We start from the raw sequence: 20,991 nt of genomic DNA, 5'->3' as shown, positions 1-20,991 counted from the left end.
TCTCTAGAGGGAAATTCTTGGAAGATGAGGAGGCTACTCTCCGCAGCGGACTGCATGATCTGGCGGCTAGTTTAGTATCAAAAAACATCTAGTGATCCATGACCGCCTAAGGTCATAAGCAGACTTGATCTGTCTCCCAAGCTTGCAGGCCATGCTCTCGGGTTCCACCGTAATCCGCAGATGCTCATGCAAACTTTTCTGGAAAGACGCATGCAATATTTTCCGACGCCTAGGTGTTTGGTCCCAGCGTTTGATGGTGCGGATTTAGGGTGAAGTGTTATACATGTAAACGGACGGTCTGGTGCAAGCTGGGCCGTCCGTTTTTTCTTGGCAAGGGATCACAAGACCCCAAGACTCAAGCTCCAAGACGCAACAGCCGCGTGATCCACGAAATCGGGAATATCTTTAACACAACACCTATCCCGGCGGAATTGAATGTCTATCGCCCATTCCGGGTTGGCTGATGGTCCTCCACGACACGGGGGCAAGGCCGCCCCATACGCTGCCGCGCGCAAGGATATATTGTATGAGGAATAAAAAGGCCGTCCGTGGACCGGATGGATTTCGGTTTTCTATGGAATGAAGAGACGCATTTCAGTCATGGGCCTGGCCCGAAAACCGGGTTTTAACCATGGAATCCCGGGCACAGAAATCCTCATACCATTTGCTTAAGGTCGGGCGGCCGGTTTTGAAATCGATCAATTCGCGAAACGCGATCCAGTCAAGCCCGGTGGCCAGCGCAATATGGCCGATTGTGACCGGGGTTTTGGGATCAAGGGCTGTTTCAAGATGGTCAAACGTCTCGATCAATTTGGCCTTCTGCCCATCGGCCAGCGGCGGATACCGAAGTTCTTCCGGGCGACGATTGGTTTCCCAGCGATACAGCACACCGGCATCACACATCCCTTGCGCCAAGGCATGCAAACGTAAGGCATGCCAACGCTTTGGCGCTTTGTGCGGGATCAGTTTGCGCCCCCGATGCAGGCGATCAAGGTAGTCACAGATCACCATTGAATCATACAACGTCATACCGTCTGGCAGGATCAGCACCGGCACCTTGCCCAGTGGATTGGCGGCAAAGATCGCCTCATTGCGGTTGGTCGGGCTGGTCTCAAAATGCACGACCTCAATCCGCGCTCCCAGCCCGCACTCAAGGGCAAACACCAGCACCTTGCGCGCGAACGGCGAGTGGGTTTGATACAGCAATGTGTGATCGGGTTTTAAATCATCAGACTTTTTATGCATGAATGTGCCGCTGCCTGCCACGTTAGTCGTCCTTGCCGCCTTGATATCACCTTGATATCATCTTGGGCCATCCCCGACACTGCGATTATGTGCGTACAATAAAAAACGCCCGGTCCATCAGAACCGGGCGTTTATTCACTGAAAATGAATAATCACGATGATTATTCAAAAAAATTATTCTGCAGCAACCGCCGTTTTCTCACCGCGCACCAGCGCCATGTAATCTTCCATCATCGCTTTGCAGACGGTCGCAGGCGTAAATTTATACGGCCCGATTTCGGCAACCGGCGTGACTTCGGCAGCCGTTCCGGTCAGGAAACATTCGTCAAAATCGGCCATTTCTTCTGGCATGATCGCGCGCTCAATAACTTCATAACCGCGCGCCTTGGCAAGGCCAATTACCGTACGGCGCGTGATGCCATCTAGGAAGCAATCAGGGGTCGGTGTATGGATCTGATTATCTTTGATAAAGAACACGTTAGCACCGGTCGCCTCGGCAACCTGGCCCCGATAATCAAGCATCAGCGCATCGGCATATCCTTTGCGCTCGGCTTCGTGTTTTGACAGGGTACAAATCATGTAAAGGCCGGATGCCTTTGCATTTGTCGGGGCTGTGTTCGGGGCTGGACGGGCCCATTTTGACAGATCGAGACGAATGCCCTTAAGGCGTTCTTCGGGCGCGAAATAGCTTGGCCATTCCCAGCAGGCAATCGCCACATTGATGTGGGTTGTCTGGGCGGAAACACCCATCATTTCACTGCCACGCCACGCAATACGGCGGACATAGCCCTCATTGATATTGTTGGCAGCCAAGGTTTCAATCACCGCATCATCAAGCTCAGCCGAGCTGTACGGGATCTTCATATCGAGGATTTCACCGGACTTGATCAGGCGTTCGCCATGCTCTGCCAGCTTGAAAACCTTGCCATTATACGACCGCTCACCTTCAAACACCGCACTACCATAATGGACAGCGTGGCTCAGCACGTGCAAAGTACTTTCACGCCAAGGTTTAAGGGCACCATTATACCAGATAAAACCGTCACGGTTGTCGAAGGTCGGAGTCGTCATTTGCCAAATTCCAATTCAATTTCGCTCTTGGGCGTAACTTTATGTCCTTATTTGTCTGGTCGAAGTAACATTCATAGATTAATATGTCAATATAACTGACATAACGGAAAAGCATGGCAGATATCTCTACACGCAAGGTCAACCCGCTTTTCCTGCGGGAAGAAGAGCTTAGGCAAGGCATCGAACTGTTGTTCTATGCCTACCGTGATTTCACTGCGGTCGCAGACCAGGTGCTTGAGCAATATAATTTCGGGCGCGCCCATCATCGGGTCATTTATTTCGTAAGCCGAAACCCCGGCATTACGGTCAGTGACCTGTTGTCGATCCTGCGCATTACTAAGCAATCGTTGTCACGTGTGCTCAGCCAGTTGGTGCGCGAAGGTTTCATCGATCAAAAGACCGGCCTGCAGGACCGACGCCAACGTCTTTTGACCCTGACCGACAAGGGTGATGCGCTTGAGCGTGAGATCACGGAAAAGCAACGCGGGCTGATTGCCGCCGCCTACCGCGAAGCCGGGGCCGAATCGGTTGAAGGGTTTCGCAAGGTTTTGCTGGGTATGCTTGAAGAAGATGATCGCAAACGGTTTGAGGACGATGGCCCCAGCGGTCCGAACGGCCTGCGCCGGCGCGCGGGGTAAGTTGAACGGGCTCCTGACGCCGACGGACGTTTCGCGCGGACCTTGCGGTGGATATGGTTAAAAGGGGCATTTTGCCCCTTTTGTCATGAATTGTCATAAAGTTGAGATGGCGAGCTTGATGCTTTTGAAACACTTTTTGGCCCAAGTTAATCGGCATAAGTCAGGGATGATTTCGGTGTTTGGGGGAGTTTGATGAGCATAGCAGATCAGCCACATGTTCTTGTGGTCGATGATGATGATCGCTTGCGAGGGCTTCTCACCCGGTATCTGGGGGAGAACGGATTTATCGTCTCAGCTGCGCGCAATGCGCAAGAAGCCCGATCCAGCCTTGTTGGACTTCAGTTTGACTTGATCGTACTGGACGTCTTGATGCCCGGTGAAAAGGGTGTCGATCTGGCGCGAAGCTTACGTGAGTCTGGTTCAAAGGTTCCGATCTTGCTGTTAACGGCACTTTCGGAAACGCAAGACCGCATTACCGGACTTGAAGCCGGGGCCGATGATTACCTTGCCAAGCCGTTTGAACCCCGCGAACTTGTGTTGCGGATCGAGGCCATCCTGCGTCGGTTTTCCCAAATGCCCGATCCGGATGTCGATCAAGGGGATGGCGACGATGACGGCGTGCGGTTTGGGCCGTTTTCGTTTGATCCTGCACGCATGACATTGCAATCGGGCACTGAGCACATCTATCTGACCACGTCCGAGCAGGCACTGTTGGCGGCATTGGTGGCGCGGCGCGGTCAAATCACATCGCGTGAGGAGCTTCATGGCCTGATGGGCGGCAATCCCGTCGATGCCGGGGCGTCACGCAGCATTGATGTGCAGGTAACCCGCCTGCGTCGAAAATTTGAAGAAGACCCCAAGCAACCAAGATACTTGCAGACAGTACGTGGTCGGGGCTATGTGCTGTATGCAGATTGAACTGAAACGATGATTATGATCAGGTGTGGCGAAATGAACAGGGAAGTGCACCGTGGGTAGTGAACGGAACGGACGGATCAAGCGATTGATGCCGACAGGCCTTTTGGGCCGGTCGCTTTTGATTCTGATGACGCCGATGTTGCTGTTGCAGATTGTCACTGTGCTGATCTTTTTTGAGCGCCACTGGGACACAGTTGCACGTCAGCTCAGCCGTGGACTTGCTGGTGATGTGGCCTATGTCATTGACTATCTGGGGCAGTTTCCTGACGAAGAACATTACCAATGGATTCAGCATTCAGCACGCGGACGCTTGCAACTTGATCTGGTGTATGAACCAGATGAGATTTTGCAGGAGGAAACCACGGAACCGCCGTTTGGTTTGGTGTCCGAGGAATTGTTTAATGCCCTTGATGAGCGGTTGGCGCGTCCGTTTTATTTCAATCTCGACCTTGATGACCGCAGACTTGAAATTCGGGTTCAACTGAAAGACGGCGTGCTGTCGATCGTCGCCCCGCGCAAACGACTTTATAATTCAACCACCTATATCTTCTTCATGTGGATCGCCGGTTCGGCATTGATCCTGTATGGGGTTGCGGTGATCTTCATGCGCAATCAAGTGCGTCCGATCCGCCGTTTGGCAAAGGCTGCTGATCAGTTTGGCCGGGGTGTCGATGTCGAGGACTTCAAACCTGAAGGGGCGTCCGAAGTTCGCATGGCGGCAACATCTTTCTTGTCGATGCGCGACCGTATAGGTCGGCATTTGTCACAACGCACAGCCCTTTTGGCCGGGGTGTCACATGACCTGCGCACACCTTTGACCCGTATGAAGCTTGAACTGGCGATGCAGCAATCATCGCCGGGTGTCGATGCGCTCAAGCAGGATGTGGTTGATATGGAGCGCATGGTCGATGCCTATCTGGCGTTTGCGCGCGGTGAAGAAGGTGAAAAGGCCGAGCCGACCGATATTGGCAAACTTCTGACCGATCAGGTTGGCGAAGCCTTGCGCGATGGTCAGCAGATTGATCTGCATATCGAAGACAATCTTGATATGGAGCTCCGCCCGCAATCGATGCGCCGCTGTATTGCCAACATCATGTCCAATGCCGGGCGGTATGCCAACAACCTGTCGGTGCGCGCCGGTCGGCGTGGGGCCGATTATGAAATTGTCTTTGATGATGATGGTCCGGGCATTCCGGCCGATAAGCGCGAAGAAGTCTTCAAGCCATTTTTCCGGCTTGAGGAATCGCGCAATCAGGCCACCGGCGGCGTCGGGCTTGGCATGACCATCGCACGCGATTCAGCGCGTGGGCATGGCGGTGAAGTCGTGCTGGCGGATGCACCGGGCGGTGGGTTGCGCGTTCGCCTGGTTCTGCCGATTGGACATTGATCCGGATATTATCTGACATGCAAAAGCCCCGTTTGATGCGGGGCTTTTTGTTGGGTGGGATTTTGCTGCGCAATCAGAAGAACGTCGCGATTTCCGAAAGGTCTTTCTTCTCGGTCGCATGGGTCGGGATGGTGGCATCCGGGGCCGGGTAGCCGGTGACAAGCAGGATATAGGGTTTGTTGTGATCCGGGCGTCCGCAAATGTCGGTCAGGAAGCTCATCGGGTTTGGCGTGTGGGTCAGGGTGGCAAGGCCCGCACGGTGCAGGGCGGCGATCAGAAATCCGGTTGCGATGGAAACGGATTCTGGCACGTAATAGTTCTTGCGCATCTTGCCATCGGCAGAGGTGCTTTTGCGTTCGCCAAAAATGCAGATCAGCCAGGGGGCCGTTTCCAGAAACGGTTTGCTGTCATCAGTGCCCAGCGGCTTGAGCGCTGCGAGCCATTCTTCACCACCCCGACCTTCGTAAAAGGCACGTTCTTCTTCCTCTGCCGCGAGGCGGATCTTGCGCTTCATCGCCGGATCGTCAGTCACTGAAAAATTCCAGGGTTGATGATTGGATCCTTTGAGTGCGTTAGCGGTTGGTCGTTAAGGGCGCGGCGGATATATGCCATCGGTCACGATTACCCAATTGAGACCAATCTGTGGGGGGATTGTCTCGACTGTTGCCTCAGGTTCACCGCTATCATGAACGAAAGCCCTGAAGTTGCCCTCGGGAACGATCGCAGAAAGATTGAAAACCGAGGGGGGAATGTCGACAGCAAGGCCGTTTGTTTCAGCATAGCCGGCCACCGACACGGTCAAGCCGCTGGTGTCGATGCTAAAGCCGCTACCATCAACAGTTTTTCCGGTAGCTGGAATATCGCCGGAAACAGTTACCCACCCTCCAGACACATCACCGGGAGTCGGGCCGGTATCGAACATACTGACGGGGTTTCCACCAACTGTTGCTTTGGCAAGGGAGCCATTCATCTGCGGGACGGGTGAAGAGCCATTGGTAGTGTTAACGCCGACGTATCCGTTCAAAGTCACAGGTGTTGTCCCGGATACAGGAGCCGTACCGCTCACCGATGCCGTGCCGGACAATGTACTGCTTGAAATGTTCAGATTTGCATTGCCTGATAGCAAGCCGATAGGAGTGTTGATGCTTCCGGTTACCGGATAGGCGGGTGAAACTACGCCTACTTCTGCGTCATGATTATGCTTTGGCACAGGCACGATGGCGCTTTCCGCACCGCGTTTTTCCCCACGGATTACGTTGTCCAAGGTTGGTCCCTGACCAACGCCAACGGCCGTTCTGCCGCGCATATCGGGCAAGCAAAAAGTGATGCGACCGTCCCCGCCGAATGTGTCGCCGATAATGGAATAGAGAGATGCATAATTCGAGATGCCAATAGTTTGGCCAAGGCAAAGAACCGTGTCTCTAGGTGCAAAGTTTCCGGCAGTGCAGCTTACGCTTCCGATATAGGATTCAGGTCCCATGATCAAATCCAATCAATCTAGAGGGGAAAGGCTAAAGGCACGAATTGAAACATGACGTTACGAGTTGTTCTTCATCCAGCGAAGTGACCAGTTTAAGCTGTGCTGTCGGCGGCCTGTATCAACAGCGACGATAAGAGAATCCCCGGTCGCAACCGGTATCGGATCGCCCAAGGTGAAAATACCGCAAGACCAAGATGCCCTTGTCTGGCCGGGATAATTGACAATTTGCAGATCCGGATCCAGAGATGGTGCCATATCTGCCTCAAACCAAATGACAAAAGATCTTAGAATGCCGGGACGATCAATGACCAGATTTATCTTGAGCGGATCGGCTGTCGGAACCTCGGTCAGGCCTACGGTGACTTCATCCAGTATAGCGGGCGGGCCCAACGGTACGAAATCTGTCTCCGGCATCTTGAAAGCCATATTGTGATCACCGGGAAGGGCTTCTAGAACCGACCAGTCAAAATCGGCGATGGCGGAGCTGGAGTGCAGCGCATTTGTTAAGTGACTAAAATCAGACGGGGCAATCATAGCGCGCACGGTATGTGGGATGGCAATGCCATCAAGCTTAAGATTGTTACGTGCAAAGGCGCCGGCCAAACTCTGGATTTGCTCGTCAACGCCGGTTGTTCCCATCGTTTCCGTAACCAGAATATCCACTTTTTCAGGCAGGCGAATTGTCTCGGCATCGCCGACGACAACTTCAATCGTGTCGCTATAGCCATTGGCAGCAATATTCTTGCGTGCCAGCTCCGCAGCTTCGGGAACACGTTCAATGGCATAGACTTTCTTCGCTCCGGCGCGGGCGGCAAAAAGCGCAAGTACCCCCATACCGGTTCCCACATCGGCCACAACGCTTTCAGGGGTGACAAGTTTTTCAAGTGCTGTCCGATAGGCCTGCATGCGCTGATTATCTTGCAGCATGTTGCTGAACGCATTTGCATGGCCGTGCAATGACATGGCGTTTCTCTGTGCCGAGAAATTCATTGTTACCTCTTGCGGATACTCTGCTTCCTGATCCAGGTAATCCTATTGTATGCCGATGGGGAAATAAATAAGATTCAATCCCTTATGCTAAAGACGGTGCGTTTAGAAAAACGTCGCGATTTCCGAAAGGTCTTTCTTCTCGGTCGCATGGGCCGGGATGGTGGCATCCGGGGCCGGGTAGCCGGTGACAAGCAGGATATAGGGTTTGTTGTGGTCCGGGCGTCCGCAAATGTCGGTCAGGAAGCTCATCGGGCTTGGCGTGTGCGTCAGGGTTGCAAGGCCCGCACGGTGCAGGGCGGCAATCAGAAAGCCTGTCGCGATGGAGACCGATTCCGGGACGTAATAGTTCTTGCGCAGCTTGCCATCGGCCGAGGTGCTTTTGCGTTCGCCAAAGATGCAGATCAGCCAGGGTGCGATTTCAAGAAACGGTTTGCTGTCATCCGTGCCCAGCGGGCCAAGCGCGTCGAGCCATTCTTCGCCGCCACGTCCCGCGTAAAAGGCGCGTTCTTCTTCCTCAGCCGCATCGCGGATCTGCTTTTTCATCGCCGGGGCGCCAATGACCGAAAAATGCCATGGCTGATGATTGGCGCCATTTGGCGCGGTTCCTGCCGCACGGATGCAGGTTTCAATAATGTCGCGCGGCACGGGCCGGTCAGAAAAATCGCGCACGGTGTGGCGGGTTTTAATGTCGTCATAAAATCCCTGAGCCCGCGCGCGCATCTGCGCCACATCATATTCCTGATAATCTGGCAGGGGGATCGGAACGAAGTCAGTTGTCAGGCCCTTGGTGGCAGTCATGGCACTTCCCTGAAATTGTTGTTTTATTAAATTGTCAGACAATCGTACGGGGAGATGTGCCCTAGAACAAGTGTCAAAAGTAGAATTTTGGGGCAAAGCCAGTATGTTTGGGTGAGAGGTCGGACTGGTGGCCAGATATTGGCCAAGCATCTTGTGAGGTCCCAAAACGCCCTGCCGCAGCAAAAAATGCAGCAGGGCGTTTATCGGAAGAAATCAAACCTTGGCAGGAATACGGGCGATCACTTTGATTTCGAAATCGAACCCGGCCAGCCAGTTGACACCAATCGCCGTCCAGTTCGGATAGGGCGCCTGATCAAAGACGGTGCTTTTTACGTCCATGATTGTTTCGAACTGATGTTCTGGATCTGTATGAAACGTTGTGACATCAACGATGTCATCGATGGTGCAGTCTGCGGCGGCGAGCACGGCCTTGAGATTGTTAAATGCAAGGGTGACTTGCTTGCGGAAATCGGGTTCGGGAGAGCCGTCTTCGCGGCTGCCAACCTGGCCAGAGACGAAGAGCAGGTCACCGGACTGTATGGCTGCTGAATAGCCATGCTGTTCATAAAGATCATGACGGTTTGCGGGGAAAACGGGTTTGTTGGTAAGGGGCATGTTGTCCTCATTAAGGTAAGAGTGGAATTGTTTTGGGTATTCACATACGATGCGTATATTAACTAACGACATACGAAACGTATGTCAATGACATACGGTGCGTATATGAAAAAGGTGGGACATGGCGATAACAACCCGCGCAGCTAAAATGGCGGAAACGCGCGCAAAACTAATTGCCGCAGGTCGCAAGGCGTTTGCGGAAAAAGGCTATTCCGGTGCATCGATGGACGATCTGACAGCAGATGTCGGTTTGACGCGCGGTGCGCTCTATCACAACTTTGGTGACAAGAAGGGATTGATGGCGGCGGTTGTGGATGAGATCGACACCGTTATGGCCACATGCGCACATGAAGCGGGCCAGAAAGCCGGAGGTGGCTGGAAAGGCCTTTTGGCCGAAGGGGCGGCCTATATCGAAATGGCGCTTCAGCCCGAAGTGCAGCGGATCGTGTTGCTCGATGGTCCGGCTGTGCTTGGCGATCCGTCACAATGGCCAAGTCAGAACCGCTGCCTTCAGGCAACAATCGCGACCTTGCAGGAACTTGCGGCCGAGAAGGCGATCAAACCTGTTGATATTGAAGCCATCGCGCGGCTTCTGAACGGTGTTGCACTTAATGCGGCACTTTGGGTGGCCGCAAGTGAGACTCCAGAGGCGACCTTGCCCAAGGTCGTAGCGGCGTTCGAATGTCTTGCGTCTGGTGTTCTGATCACGCCAGAAAGCCGTGTTTAGGACGCGTGATCATTGAAATGATCGTCGGGCAGGGCCTGCACCAATTGGCGCGACTGGTCGACGTGATCGACCATGATAGACTCGGCCCGTTTGGCATCCCCTTGTTTGATCGCGACAACGATTTCGCGGTGTGCGCCATTGGTCGCCAGGACCTTCTCGTCGGCGACAAGCACGCGAAATTGCAGCCAATAGACGTTATTGGCGATCCGGCGCAGCTGTTCGCATAGCAGGGCATTGCCGCTGACATCGGCAAACAGCATGTGAAAGGCAAGGTTATGGCGCGACATGGCGGTGAGGTCGCGGGCGGCCTCGGCGCGATCAAGCTGGTCCTGGATGGTTTCAAGTGGGCTGATGTCTGCGTGCAGCATTGGTGTCGCCAACCGTACGGCCAGTCCTTCCAGCGCGCTTCGAACAGTAAACAGGTCATCGACTTCGCGCCGGGTCATGTGCCGGACACTGACGCCGCGATATGGCTGGGAAAGCAGCAGGCCGTCCGAGGTCAACTGACGAAAAGCTTCGCGCACAGACGGGCGGCTCACCGACAGTTTCTTGGCAAAGTCGTTTTCGGTCAGCCGCTGTCCGGGGGCCAGACGGCCTTCGCGGATGGCATTGGTAATGGCGTCCGTGATGTGCTGAACCGTCAGGTTGTCGGGTTTTTCTGCGGCAGGTTGCATCATATATCACCCGTTTGCGGTGGATCATTGTTCGCCCGGTTCTGATCGGGTATCACACAGCAATGCCGTGTTGCCAATCGGGGCGGGTCACTCTATCGTGCATGATTGTCAGACAATATTCTACATATATTTTGTATAAATTTGTGTAATTCACACAAAAATTACAAAAAATGAGATTGTTTTCTTGCGATATACGGTGAAGTGATGTTAAATCGCGCCAACTTGGCATGGACGTTTTGCCGGGATATACATCCTTATTCCCGCCGCGCCCCTGAAAACATCTTTAGACGAAACGGATTGATGCAGCGTTATGGCCAGCAATTTTAACGAAGAAACCGTCACCTATGTCCATCACTGGACGGACACTCTCTTCACGTTCAAAACCACGCGTGATCCGGGCTTTCGGTTCATCAATGGTCAGTTCGCGATGATCGGCCTCGAAGTTGAAGGCAAGCCGCTTTTGCGCGCCTATTCGATGGTCAGTGCGAACTATGATGAAGAGCTTGAATTCTTCTCGATCAAGGTGCCCGATGGACCGCTGACGTCGCGTTTGCAGCACGTCAAGCTGGGTGACAAGATCCTGGTAGGGCGCAAGCCAACCGGAACCCTGATCCATGACAACTTGCTGCCGGGCAAAAACCTGTGGCTGTTGTCGACCGGGACGGGTTTGGCGCCGTTCATGAGCGTGATCCGCGATTACGAAACCTACGAGCGCTATGACAAGGTCATTCTGGTGCATGGCTGCCGCGAAGTGCGTGAACTGGCCTATCAGGAATTCATTCACAGCGAACTGCCCAACAATGAATTCTTTGGCGAAGACGTTCAGAGCAAGCTTCTGTACTATCCGACCGTCACCCGCGAAGAGTTCAAAAATCAGGGCCGCATCACCGAACTGATGAAATCGGGCAAGCTGTATAGCGACCTTGGCCTGCCCAAGCCATCCCTTGAAAATGACCGCTTCATGCTGTGCGGCAATCCGGAAATGATTGCCGACACGCGTGAGATGCTGGTCGAGTGGGGCGGCAAAGAAGGCAACATGAACGAGCCGGGCCACTTCGTCATCGAGAAGGCGTTTGTCGAGAAGTAATTTCAAGGCTTGATAACGCTGGTTTCAAAAATAATCGGCTATTTTAAAAGGGCACAGCGCATTGCGTTTGTGTCCTTTTTTAATGTTTTGATCCAAAAATATATACCTATGGATATATACCTCCTCAAATGAGGATATTTTTGTATAGGTGTTTTGCGTAAATTCCTCTCAACGCCGCGTTCGGCAGTAAGAGGCAGTGTTCTGCCTTAATGACGATTGATAGGAGTTTACCATGACCATTTTCAATTTTTTTAAGCGCAACACCGGTTCTCTGGCGAACGAGACTTTGACAGCACTTGACCAGTCGCAGGCCGTTATCGAGTTTGATCCGCAAGGAACGATATTGCGGGCAAATGATAACTTTTTGTCGGTATTGGGATATGAGCTGGCCGAAATCGTTGGCAAGCATCACGCGATATTTGTGCCTGCCGAAATCAAAAACAGTCCGGACTACGATACGTTCTGGTCTGATTTGCGCGGCGGCACGTTTAAATCCGCAGCATTCCCACGCATCACCAAAAGCGGCCAGCGGGTCTGGATCGAAGCAACCTATAACCCGGTACGCAATAAAAAAGGCGAGGTTGTCAAGATCGTCAAATTTGCATCCGACATCTCCAAGCGTCAGCAGACATTTGCCGATTTCGAAGGCAAGGTAAATGCGATCAACCGCAGCCAGGCGGTGATTGAGTTTGATCTTCAGGGAAACATTCTGGACGCCAACGACAATTTCCTGAATGTGATGGGCTATGAACTGTCGGAAGTTGTTGGTCGCCGCCACAAAATCTTTGTCGATCCGCAATATTCAAGCAGTGCAGAATACGCGGAATTTTGGAGAGATCTGGGCCGCGGGAATTTCTGTGCACGGCAGTTCAAGCGCATTGCCAAGAGCGGGAAAGAAATCTGGATCGAGGCGTCTTACAACCCGATTTTTGATCCGGACGGCAATCCTTATAAAGTCATCAAATATGCCACGGACATTACTGAACAGGTGAATTTGCTGTCGGATCTTAAGGTGATGATCGATACTAATTTCACCGAAATTGATCACAGTCTGGGCGAGCTTGATCAGCGATCAGATGTGGCAACTACGTCTTGCGATGAAACATCTGCCAATGTTCAGGCGGTCGCCGCAGGGACTGAGCAACTTGCGGCATCGATTGCAGAAATTTCGCGCAGCATGGATGAAGCACGCGGATCGACCGATCTGGTGCTGGAAAAGGCGGTTCAGGCAGGTCTCTCGACCGGCAGAATGACCGAAGTTGTTGGCGCGATGAGCAACATCATTGACGTTATTCAAGGTATCGCCGGACAGATTAACCTGCTGGCGCTCAATGCAACGATCGAATCTGCCCGTGCGGGGGAAGCAGGCAAAGGGTTTGCGGTGGTCGCTACCGAGGTCAAAAACCTTGCCAATCAGGTGGCCCGCGCAACCGAGCAGATTACCGGTGAAATTGAAGGTGTTCAGCGGATAACAGAAGAAGTGACCAACGTTCTTGGTACCATTCAGGGCGATGTCGAAGGTGTTGTGAATAACGTCACCACGATTTCGTCCGCAGTCGAAGAACAAAGTGCGGTGACCCAGGAAGTGTCGGGCAATATGCAACGCATGGCAGAATCGGTTGAACGGTTTTCATCAACCGTCCGTTATATCCGTGACGCATCATCACTGGTGTCGGGCACCGTTGTTCGAACCCGCGAGGCGGCACTCGTTCTTGCACGATAGCTGATAACAGCTATGAGGCAGAGTGGGCGGGGGCACGATGTGTTCCCGCCCTATTTTTTGGCAAAGGCGACCTTGAGGACGATCTTTATCGAAAAGCAGGGCGTCAAAAGATCGGTTGTCACCGTTCCAGCTGTACCCGTCGGTTGCACAGTCAGGCAAAGCGTGTGTGCGAAGCCGGACGTGATGTGGGGTTAAAACAATCGACTGCCATTGGGGACTTCCTGATCAGGTTTGATCAGAACGATGCCTTTGTCATCCGCGCCATCGGGAAAACCCAAACACAGGAATTCGGACATGAACGGTCCGACCTGTTTTTTGGGGAAGTTGATAACGCCCGCGACCTGACGGCCGATCAGCTTTTCGGGGGTGTAATATTTGGTGATCTGGGCTGATGTTTTTTTGGTGCCGATGTCCGGGCCGAAATCCACCCACAGTTTTAAGGCCGGGCGGCGGGCTTCGGGGAAGTCTTGCGCATCAATAACAGTACCAACGCGGATATCGACTTTTAGAAAATCATCAAAACTGATTTCGCTCATGATGTGGTCTCCTTGTTATGGCGCCAGATTAATGCGGGACGTCTGGTCTGAGAAGTCCAAAGCACGGGCCGGTCCAAAGTCAGGAGTTTGAGCAAAACATAAGAAAAATGGCAGGACCAGAAGGTCCTGCCATCAAGTAGATTACGGGAAGTGTAAAGCGTTAAGCTGTTACTTCGCGACCGCACTCTTTTCGATTACGGTTTTGAATTCGTCGAGAGAATCGGTAAAGCGAGTCTGCAGAAGAGAAAGTGCCTCTTCCTGAGACTTGGTTACCAGACCTGACAGTTCCTTGGCATTCGAAAGTGCTTCTTCGTATGCGGCTTTCGCGACTTCGGTCTGCTTTGCAGCAGACGCCATCGGGTCGTCAGCGGATGTAGCAGCAAAATCTTTGCCCTGCGTCTGGACTTTGTCCAGCAGCGACTTGAAGATTTCACCCTGGCGCTGAGCAACAGCCTGGAAACCATCGAAGGCTACCTTGTTGGCTTTGGTCAGGGCTTCCATGTTTTTACGCTGGAAAGCCATCATTTCGTTCACGTCAACACCCGGAATTTTAAAGTCCGCGGTGTACTTGGTGAAGTCGAGATCAAAGAACGGGTTCGTTGCCTTTTTTGCGGCGGTCATGGTTTGCACTCCATCTAAAAATTTGAACATTTATGGAATGAGGCGCTATTGTGCGCCGCACAAATTCAACTGCAATATGAAGGAACGGATCGCTTTCGTCAAGGATTATTTTGCACTGCACAAAAACCGTAAGGTTAGTGTTTTATGTTGGTAACATAACCCTGGGTATCTATGTCTCTTTTGATTTTCAGATCAGATACTTAGGGTGCTGTTGCAGAAGAACTACTGGTCTGTGCGGGCGTTTGCGCCGTGGTTTCCTGTTGGGATGAACCATGTTTTTTTGCTGCAAAACGGTGATATTTTTTTGAAATTTTGCCGCACAGGCGATGCGCCTTGCCAAGACCCTTTTCAACCCGGGCGTCCCATGTTGCGGCCTTTGACAATTCACGATCAAGCAGGGCCATGGTCGGGCCAAAGTCGGTACTGGTATCATCAAGCCACAGCTTAAAGCAGCGGGCATAGATCCCGGTCATCGCGGCAATGCGCAGGCTGCCGTGAAGGCCGCCGGTGCGAAAGCCTGCCGCGTCGAGCATCCAGCGCATCGATCCGAAATGAGTTTTAATGGCACGCAAAGAATCTGCCGGGCCAAGATCACCACGGGCGCACAGGATCGAGCGCAGGGCAGGGCGATAGGCCGCCAGCGCATCAAAGCGCGCCATCACAATTGCGATAAGCCGGTCGTGGCCGGGCTCGTTGAAATCTTCGGCATCGAGATCGGCGAGAACGTCGCGGTCGATTTTATGGATGAATTTGCGAAGGATATCGCCCTTGCCACGACAATGATCGTAACATTCCGCAACCGTCAGGCCAGCGGTCTGGGCGATATCGATCAGGGTGACGTCATGCCAGCTTTTATCGGCGGCCAGTTTCATGGCGGCCGTGATCAGGGTATTTGGGATATCCTTTTTCGCAGGCATGACTGTCTCCTTATTGGTGAGGGCGGGGTGTTTTAGCCCGCCAGTTCGACCGACCGTTTGCGGGCGGCTTCAACCGCACGGGTCATCAGTTCGGGCAATCCGGATTTCTGATCCATCAAAACATTAAGGGCGGCCGCCGTGGTGCCGCCGGGGCTTGTGACATTCTGGCGCAGGGTTTCGGCGGTTTCTTCGCTGCTATCAAGCAGGAAACCCGCACCAACCACGGTCTGACGGGCAAGCAACATCGCCTGTTCTGCGGGAAGCCCCGCGGTTTCACCCGCCTGTGCCATGGCTTCGACCAGATGGAAGATATAGGCCGGTCCGCTTCCTGAAAGGGCGGTGACCGCATCCATCAGGCTTTCATCCTCGACCCAGGACACAAGACCGACGGTTTTAAGCAGGGTTTCGCACATGTTGCACTGGGCGATGCTGACATTTTCAGTTGGGCACATCACGGTCATGCCGCGCGAGACCGCAGCAGGTGTGTTGGGCATGGCACGCACAATGCGGGCGTTTTCGCCCAGATGGCTGGTAAAGAATTCAATGGTTTTGCCCGCCGCCACCGACAGAAACACGGTTTCCGCGCGTGCAAGTGGTTTATAGGCGTCAATCACATCAGGCAGGACCTGTGGTTTGACGGCAAACAGCACGACTTGCGGGCTAAAGTCCTTGGGCACGTCTTTGACATCAGTGATGCCATTGATGCCATAGCTGGTTTGGAGTTTCTCGGCCGCTTCGGGCTGCTCAACAATATAGACATTGCTGGCAACAAGCCCTTGGGCAAGCCAGCCTTCGAGCATGGCACTGCCCATCTTTCCGCAACCGACCAGCAAAAGACGCGTATTCATAAAATTGCTCCGCTTTATCCATCCGATACTGTTGTGCGGGGTGCACTCAACAGTCGTGATCCAATGCCGTAGCGATCTTCTCAAGGTGGGTCAAGTCAGGCCGTAGGGCAAGAGGTGGCGAAGGTGGGGGCACCAAAAATAGTTATGTACATCACAAGCGGGGTGTTTGGCTGTGGTTGGTGGGTTTTGCCGGATTTTATTTTGTTCGATGATCTGCTTTCGGTGCCAAGGTGGCGTTTATTTTGTTTCGCCGACCATATGATGAAACCGAAAAAAAAGCGCTGCAACAGGCCGTTATATGCAAAAGGACGGCACTATGCCGTCCTGATACGCGTGATCGGTGGAAGTGGGTTTGGGCGGTTACGCCTGCCCAAGCGGTTCTAGCATGGAATGCATCAAAGCTTCGTCGGGGGATTTGCCCTGACCCAGTACGAAATTAAACGCCGGGAAAAACCGTTCACATTCCGAGACCGCAATGTCGATCATTTCTTCGAATTGTTCGACCATTGGGGGGACGTCGCCGCCAAACAACAGTGTGTGACGAAACAGCGGCATGTTTTCTTCGAGCCACAGACCGAAATGCCCGATCCAGAGTTGCTCGTTACATTTGGTCACCAGTTCATACATGCGCGGGCGCAAGGGTTCGGGCACGAACAGGTCAAAGCAACATGCGATGTGCAATGCTTCTGCATCGTCACGCCAGGTGAAATAGACCAGATACGTGCACCAATGGCCCGGAATCTCGACCACCACTTCATCGGTGCTGCGTCGTTCCAGGTGCCATTGGTTGGTGCGGGCGATATCTTCGACAAGGAGCAACGGATTTTCGTCGTCCATATCGCCAATATCGTCGGGTTGGTCGTTCATATAAACCCAGCCTGTTTAAGCATATGCGAAAGGGCGCGCACTATATGCCGCGGCGTGCCGTGTTTCAACCGCCCTTAATCGCAGGACTGCAATGAGTTTCATGTCATTGTCGTCCTGCGTTCCCAATTGGCCGGGTAAGACGGGGCTTATCCGACCAAAGAACGACGGTTATCTGACCTTAATGTGGGGAGGGTGGCCCGGTTATACGTCTTTTTTCGCAGTTGTTTTTGCGCTGGTGCGTTTTGCTGCCGGTTTCTTGGGCGCATCGGCAACGGCAAGACGTTTTTCAAGATCGGTAATTTTGGCTTCGAGCGCGTCAATGCGTTCGGCTGCGCGAATGGCAACATCATGCACAACGTCGAATTCTTCGCGGGTGACCAGATCCATGTTCACCAGGATTTTCTCAAACTGCTGACGGATCATTGCGTCGACTTCGCCTTTGACGCCGGTCATGGTGCCCAGTGCAGAATTGGTGACACGGGTCAGGTCATCGAGAATGCGGTTATTGATTTGCATGTTCGTCTCCGGCGTTTGCGATCAAATTGTTGATCGTAATATGGTTGGTTATGCGATGCGGGGCAAGTTGATCGTCCTTTCGGCGTGAGAATATCCTCGTTTTCAATGGCTTTTCTTGCTCCAGATCAGGGGCGGTCCTATAAAGTGGTCAGATTAGAATTCATGGGACGGGCTCACGCCCCGATACCCGTCAGGAGAACGTCATGCTTATCGTTACCGGTGGTGCCGGATTTATCGGCTCCAATATTGTTGCCGCCCTTGAAGACCGCGGTGAAACCGACATTGTTGTCGTGGATCGCCTGCGCGATGGCATCAAATGGAAAAACATCGCCAAGCGGAACCTGCGTGACATCATTCATCCCGATGAACTGCCAGTATTTCTTGAACAGCATTCGGGCGATGTCGATGCGATTTTCCACATGGGGGCGATTTCTGCGACCACCGAAACCGACGCGGACAAGATCGTTGCCAACAACCTGAAACTGACCACATGGCTTTGGGAATGGTGTTCACGCCATTCCGCGCGCCTGATCTATGCGTCATCGGCGGCAACATATGGCGATGGCAAGCAAGGGTTTGACGACAGCTTTAACGAAGGCGACATGGCGAAACTGGCGCCACTTAATGCCTATGGCTGGTCGAAACATGCGACTGATCGCCGGTTCCGCCGCATTCTGGATCAGAACGGCTTCCGCCCCAAACAGTGGGCTGGGTTGAAGTTTTTCAACGTTTATGGCCCCAATGAATATCATAAGGGCGGGATGCGTTCGGTCGTCTCCCAAATGTTTGACAAACTGTCAGCGGGGGAAACCGCGACCCTGTTTAAATCACACCATCCCGATTATGAAGATGGCGGGCAGTTGCGTGATTTTGTCTGGGTCGGTGATGTGGTCAATATCATCATGTGGCTTTATGACCACCCCGATGTCAGCGACCTGTTTAACGTTGGAACCGGCAAGGCACGCAGTTTCAAGGACCTGGCACTTTCGGTGTTTGATGCGATGGGCAAGACGCCCGATATTAAATATGTGCCAACACCAGAATCGATCCGCGACAAGTACCAGTATTTTACCGAGGCCAACATGGCCAAGCTGCGTCAAGCAGGCTATGACGCGGAGATGACGTCGCTTGAAGAAGGCGTGCGGTGCTATGTGCAGGATTATCTGGCAACAGACGATCCGTTCCGCTGATCAAATGGGGGTTGTGGCGCCCGAAAGGTGACTGCCATGATGCTGCCCATATCCTTTGTGACATCCTGATACGCCATTTTGTTTAATCCCCGTTTCGGACCGGAGTTTTTTTGATGCTCAGCCTTGCCTTTCCGGCAATAGACCCGATTGCGATTTCCATCGGCCCGATTGCCATTCGCTGGTATGCGCTGGCCTATATCGCAGGCCTTCTGATCGGCTGGCAATACGTGGTGTATTACTGCACCAAAACCCCAAAGATCATGAGCAAAAACGATGTTGATGATTTGCTGTTCTGGGCCACACTTGGGGTGATCCTTGGCGGGCGGATTGGCTATGTGCTGTTTTACAATTTCGATTACTACATCGATAACCCGGCCAATATCCTGAAGGTCTGGCAAGGCGGCATGGCGTTCCATGGCGGGTTCATGGGCGTGATTGTTGCGATCATTCTGTTTGCGCGCAAACGCGGGATTTCGATTCTTGCGGTTCTGGATGCTGCGGCGGTGGCGACCCCGATTGGTTTGTTCTTTGGCCGTATTGCCAATTTCATCAATGGCGAGCTTTTTGGCCGTGCGACCGATGCGCCGTGGGGCATGGTGTTCCCCAATGGCGGACCAATGCCACGCCATCCAAGCCAGCTGTATGAAGCAGCCCTTGAAGGGCTGATCCTGTTTATCGTTCTGTTTGTATTGTCACGCAGTGCGTTCGTGCGCCACCGTCCGGGAATTCTCGGCGGGACGTTCGTTGCCGGGTATGGCATTTCGCGGATCATTATCGAGTTTTTCCGTCAACCCGATGTGCAGCTTGGCTATCTGGTGGGCGGGACGACGATGGGGCAGTTGCTGTCGATTCCGATGGTTCTGGCCGGGGCGGCTGTCATTGCATATGCCTTGAAGCGCAAGCCGATTGAAACCCGCGTGCATCCCAAGGATGACCCCAAAAGCAAAGATGGAAAGACCGCGTGACCGAACCGTCTGCCAACCCGCTACTTGAGCATATCAAACGCCGGATTTCGTTGTCCGGGCCGATCACGATTGCCGATTTCATGAATGAGGCCCTCGCCCATCCTGAATTTGGCTATTACCGCAAACAGGACCCGTTTGGCCGGGCGGGGGATTTTATTACCGCGCCTGAAATCAGCCAGATGTTTGGCGAGTTGATTGGTCTTTGGGCAGCGGTGAGCTGGCAACAGATGGGTGGTCCGTCGAAAATCGATCTGGTCGAACTGGGGCCGGGGCGCGGAACCTTGATGTCCGATGCCCTGCGCGCGGTGCGTAATGTGCCGGGCTTTAGTGATGCGATCACGGTTCGGTTTGTTGAAACCAGCCCGGTTTTGCGCACCCATCAGCAAACATCAATCATGCCATATGGCATTCCCGCAACATGGCACGAAGCGTTTGACGATATCCCCGGTCGGGCCGGTGTGCCGACGATTGTCATTGGCAATGAGTTCTTTGACGCGCTTCCGATCCGCCAGTTTGAACGTGGGGAAACCGGATGGGCCGAACGGCTTGTCGGGGTTGATGCAGAGGGTGGTGAACTTGGGTTTGTGCGCGGACGTGAAACGCCGGTGGCCGATGCGCTGGTGCCTGCGACCCTGCGCGGGACGGCGAAAGAGGGCGACATTTTTGAGTCCTGCGGCCCGGCGATTGCCATTGCCGATCAGATTGCGCGCCGTTTAAATGACAACGGCGGGGCGGCATTGTTTATCGATTACGGTCATCCCCATAGTGCGTTTGGCGATACGTTGCAGGCGGTAAAGGCCCATGAATATCATCCGGTTCTGTCACAGCCGGGCGATGTTGATTTGACAGCCCATGTTGATTTCGCCGCCATTTCACGCGCGATGATTGAGGCGGGCGCGCGGACCGGGGCGGTATTAACCCAGGGGACGTTTTTGGCGATGCTGGGCATTGAACAGCGTGCCGAACTTTTAAAAACCGATGCCAGCGAAGAACAGGCAAAGGCGATTGATCAGGCACTTGCGCGGTTAATCGCGCCCGATCAGATGGGAACGCTTTTTAAAGTACTGATCGGCTATGGTGCGACGACGACACCGCCACCCTGCATTAGCGGGGTAGAAGGGTGAACCCGATAAACCCGTAAACGCCGACTGATGATGACGTAAGCACGGAGCACACCA

At 53.4% G+C, this 20,991-nt stretch carries 22 protein-coding genes and 1 pseudogene; 9 read left to right on the top strand and 14 right to left on the bottom strand.

Annotation, left to right across the window (positions count from 1 at the left end; genetic code table 11):
* Positions 1 to 594: 594 nt before the first annotated feature.
* Together AMM48_RS10605 and AMM48_RS10600 are read right to left on the bottom strand one after the other, a co-directional pair.
* Entirely contained in the window at positions 595 to 1,245 is a 651-nt protein-coding gene (locus AMM48_RS10605) for a glutathione S-transferase (protein ID WP_102784040.1), read from the bottom strand.
* A 174-nt stretch (positions 1,246 to 1,419) separates the two neighbouring features.
* Positions 1,420 to 2,316 carry a branched-chain amino acid aminotransferase gene (locus tag AMM48_RS10600; RefSeq protein WP_102783986.1) on the bottom strand — a complete coding sequence of 299 codons (897 nt, stop codon included), beginning with the start codon at positions 2,314 to 2,316 and terminating at the stop codon, positions 1,420 to 1,422.
* A gap of 113 nt (positions 2,317 to 2,429) precedes the next feature.
* On the opposite strand from AMM48_RS10600, the gene AMM48_RS10595 reads away from it, so the two are divergent.
* From AMM48_RS10595 to AMM48_RS10585, 3 genes are all read left to right on the top strand, one after another.
* Complete coding sequence (locus AMM48_RS10595) at positions 2,430 to 2,954, top strand: MarR family transcriptional regulator (RefSeq protein ID WP_102783985.1); 525 nt, start codon at positions 2,430 to 2,432, stop codon at positions 2,952 to 2,954.
* 192 nt (positions 2,955 to 3,146) lie between these two features.
* On the top strand, positions 3,147 to 3,872 hold the full coding sequence (locus AMM48_RS10590; RefSeq protein WP_102783984.1) for a response regulator: 726 nt from the start codon (positions 3,147 to 3,149) through the stop codon (positions 3,870 to 3,872).
* A 52-nt stretch (positions 3,873 to 3,924) separates the two neighbouring features.
* Positions 3,925 to 5,259, top strand: a complete 1,335-nt coding sequence (locus AMM48_RS10585; RefSeq protein WP_244271185.1) for an ATP-binding protein — start codon at positions 3,925 to 3,927, stop codon at positions 5,257 to 5,259.
* A 73-nt stretch (positions 5,260 to 5,332) separates the two neighbouring features.
* Here AMM48_RS10585 and AMM48_RS10580 read toward each other — a convergent pair.
* The 5 genes and pseudogenes from AMM48_RS10580 to AMM48_RS10560 form a co-directional block, all read right to left on the bottom strand.
* Positions 5,333 to 5,809, bottom strand: a pseudogene (locus tag AMM48_RS10580) (nitroreductase family protein); the annotation flags it as partial.
* Positions 5,810 to 5,845: 36 nt separating this feature from the next.
* Positions 5,846 to 6,739 (bottom strand): tail fiber protein, encoded by an 894-nt coding sequence (locus AMM48_RS10575; protein ID WP_102783981.1) that lies wholly within the window; start codon positions 6,737 to 6,739, stop codon positions 5,846 to 5,848.
* A 57-nt stretch (positions 6,740 to 6,796) separates the two neighbouring features.
* A complete protein-coding gene (locus AMM48_RS10570; RefSeq protein WP_158246455.1) occupies positions 6,797 to 7,702 on the bottom strand; it encodes a 50S ribosomal protein L11 methyltransferase in 906 nt (301 codons plus the stop codon).
* Between the two features lie 129 nt (positions 7,703 to 7,831).
* Complete coding sequence (locus AMM48_RS10565) at positions 7,832 to 8,527, bottom strand: nitroreductase family protein (RefSeq protein WP_102783979.1); 696 nt, start codon at positions 8,525 to 8,527, stop codon at positions 7,832 to 7,834.
* 213 nt (positions 8,528 to 8,740) lie between these two features.
* Positions 8,741 to 9,142, bottom strand: a complete 402-nt coding sequence (locus tag AMM48_RS10560) for a RidA family protein (protein ID WP_102783978.1) — start codon at positions 9,140 to 9,142, stop codon at positions 8,741 to 8,743.
* 121 nt (positions 9,143 to 9,263) lie between these two features.
* Between AMM48_RS10560 and AMM48_RS10555 the strand changes: the two genes are divergently transcribed.
* Positions 9,264 to 9,869: a TetR/AcrR family transcriptional regulator gene (locus AMM48_RS10555; RefSeq protein ID WP_102783977.1), complete on the top strand. Its 606-nt coding sequence runs from the start codon at positions 9,264 to 9,266 to the stop codon at positions 9,867 to 9,869.
* Here the strand turns inward: AMM48_RS10555 and AMM48_RS10550 are convergent.
* A complete protein-coding gene (locus AMM48_RS10550; RefSeq protein WP_244271184.1) occupies positions 9,866 to 10,543 on the bottom strand; it encodes a GntR family transcriptional regulator in 678 nt (225 codons plus the stop codon). The two genes, AMM48_RS10555 and AMM48_RS10550, sit on opposite strands and share 4 nt — an antisense overlap.
* Positions 10,544 to 10,853: 310 nt before the next feature.
* On the opposite strand from AMM48_RS10550, the gene AMM48_RS10545 reads away from it, so the two are divergent.
* Together AMM48_RS10545 and AMM48_RS10540 are read left to right on the top strand one after the other, a co-directional pair.
* Positions 10,854 to 11,630: a ferredoxin--NADP reductase gene (locus AMM48_RS10545; protein ID WP_101299418.1), complete on the top strand. Its 777-nt coding sequence runs from the start codon at positions 10,854 to 10,856 to the stop codon at positions 11,628 to 11,630.
* Positions 11,631 to 11,862: 232 nt separating this feature from the next.
* Positions 11,863 to 13,353, top strand: a complete 1,491-nt coding sequence (locus tag AMM48_RS10540) for a PAS domain-containing methyl-accepting chemotaxis protein (protein ID WP_102783975.1) — start codon at positions 11,863 to 11,865, stop codon at positions 13,351 to 13,353.
* 191 nt (positions 13,354 to 13,544) lie between these two features.
* On the opposite strand, the gene AMM48_RS10535 is transcribed toward AMM48_RS10540, so the two are convergent.
* The 6 genes from AMM48_RS10535 to AMM48_RS10505 form a co-directional block, all read right to left on the bottom strand.
* Positions 13,545 to 13,889, bottom strand: a complete 345-nt coding sequence (locus tag AMM48_RS10535) for a tRNA-binding protein (protein WP_022731237.1) — start codon at positions 13,887 to 13,889, stop codon at positions 13,545 to 13,547.
* Positions 13,890 to 14,057: 168 nt separating this feature from the next.
* Positions 14,058 to 14,510 (bottom strand): TIGR01841 family phasin, encoded by a 453-nt coding sequence (phaP, locus tag AMM48_RS10530; RefSeq protein ID WP_022731238.1) that lies wholly within the window; start codon positions 14,508 to 14,510, stop codon positions 14,058 to 14,060.
* A 200-nt stretch (positions 14,511 to 14,710) separates the two neighbouring features.
* Positions 14,711 to 15,427, bottom strand: coding sequence for a TetR family transcriptional regulator (locus AMM48_RS10525; protein WP_102783974.1), 717 nt, complete (start codon positions 15,425 to 15,427; stop codon positions 14,711 to 14,713).
* Between the two features lie 32 nt (positions 15,428 to 15,459).
* On the bottom strand, positions 15,460 to 16,275 hold the full coding sequence (proC, locus tag AMM48_RS10520; RefSeq protein ID WP_022731240.1) for a pyrroline-5-carboxylate reductase: 816 nt from the start codon (positions 16,273 to 16,275) through the stop codon (positions 15,460 to 15,462).
* A 360-nt stretch (positions 16,276 to 16,635) separates the two neighbouring features.
* The gene (locus AMM48_RS10510) at positions 16,636 to 17,142 is read right to left on the bottom strand and encodes a YbjN domain-containing protein (RefSeq protein WP_101299427.1); all 507 of its coding nucleotides are present in this window, start codon (positions 17,140 to 17,142) and stop codon (positions 16,636 to 16,638) included.
* A gap of 201 nt (positions 17,143 to 17,343) precedes the next feature.
* Positions 17,344 to 17,658 carry an accessory factor UbiK family protein gene (locus tag AMM48_RS10505; RefSeq protein WP_022731243.1) on the bottom strand — a complete coding sequence of 105 codons (315 nt, stop codon included), beginning with the start codon at positions 17,656 to 17,658 and terminating at the stop codon, positions 17,344 to 17,346.
* A 203-nt stretch (positions 17,659 to 17,861) separates the two neighbouring features.
* Here AMM48_RS10505 and rfaD point away from each other — a divergent pair, with 203 nt between their 5' ends.
* The 3 genes from rfaD to AMM48_RS10490 all read left to right on the top strand — a co-directional run bounded on the left by rfaD (position 17,862) and on the right by AMM48_RS10490 (position 20,937).
* A complete protein-coding gene (rfaD, locus tag AMM48_RS10500; RefSeq protein WP_102783972.1) occupies positions 17,862 to 18,848 on the top strand; it encodes an ADP-glyceromanno-heptose 6-epimerase in 987 nt (328 codons plus the stop codon).
* Positions 18,849 to 18,958: 110 nt separating this feature from the next.
* On the top strand, positions 18,959 to 19,813 hold the full coding sequence (lgt, locus tag AMM48_RS10495; protein ID WP_198413522.1) for a prolipoprotein diacylglyceryl transferase: 855 nt from the start codon (positions 18,959 to 18,961) through the stop codon (positions 19,811 to 19,813).
* Positions 19,810 to 20,937, top strand: coding sequence for an SAM-dependent methyltransferase (locus tag AMM48_RS10490; RefSeq protein WP_102783970.1), 1,128 nt, complete (start codon positions 19,810 to 19,812; stop codon positions 20,935 to 20,937). Before lgt ends, AMM48_RS10490 begins: the two co-directional genes overlap by 4 nt.
* Positions 20,938 to 20,991 lie beyond the last annotated feature (54 nt).

Origin of the sequence: Thalassospira sp. GB04J01, assembly GCF_000751115.1 — a bacterium.
In the GTDB taxonomy this organism is placed as follows: Bacteria; Pseudomonadota; Alphaproteobacteria; order Rhodospirillales; family Thalassospiraceae; genus Thalassospira; species Thalassospira lucentensis.
The sequence above is the reverse complement of the archived record's forward strand: the minus strand, read 5'-3'. Positions and strand labels throughout refer to the sequence as shown.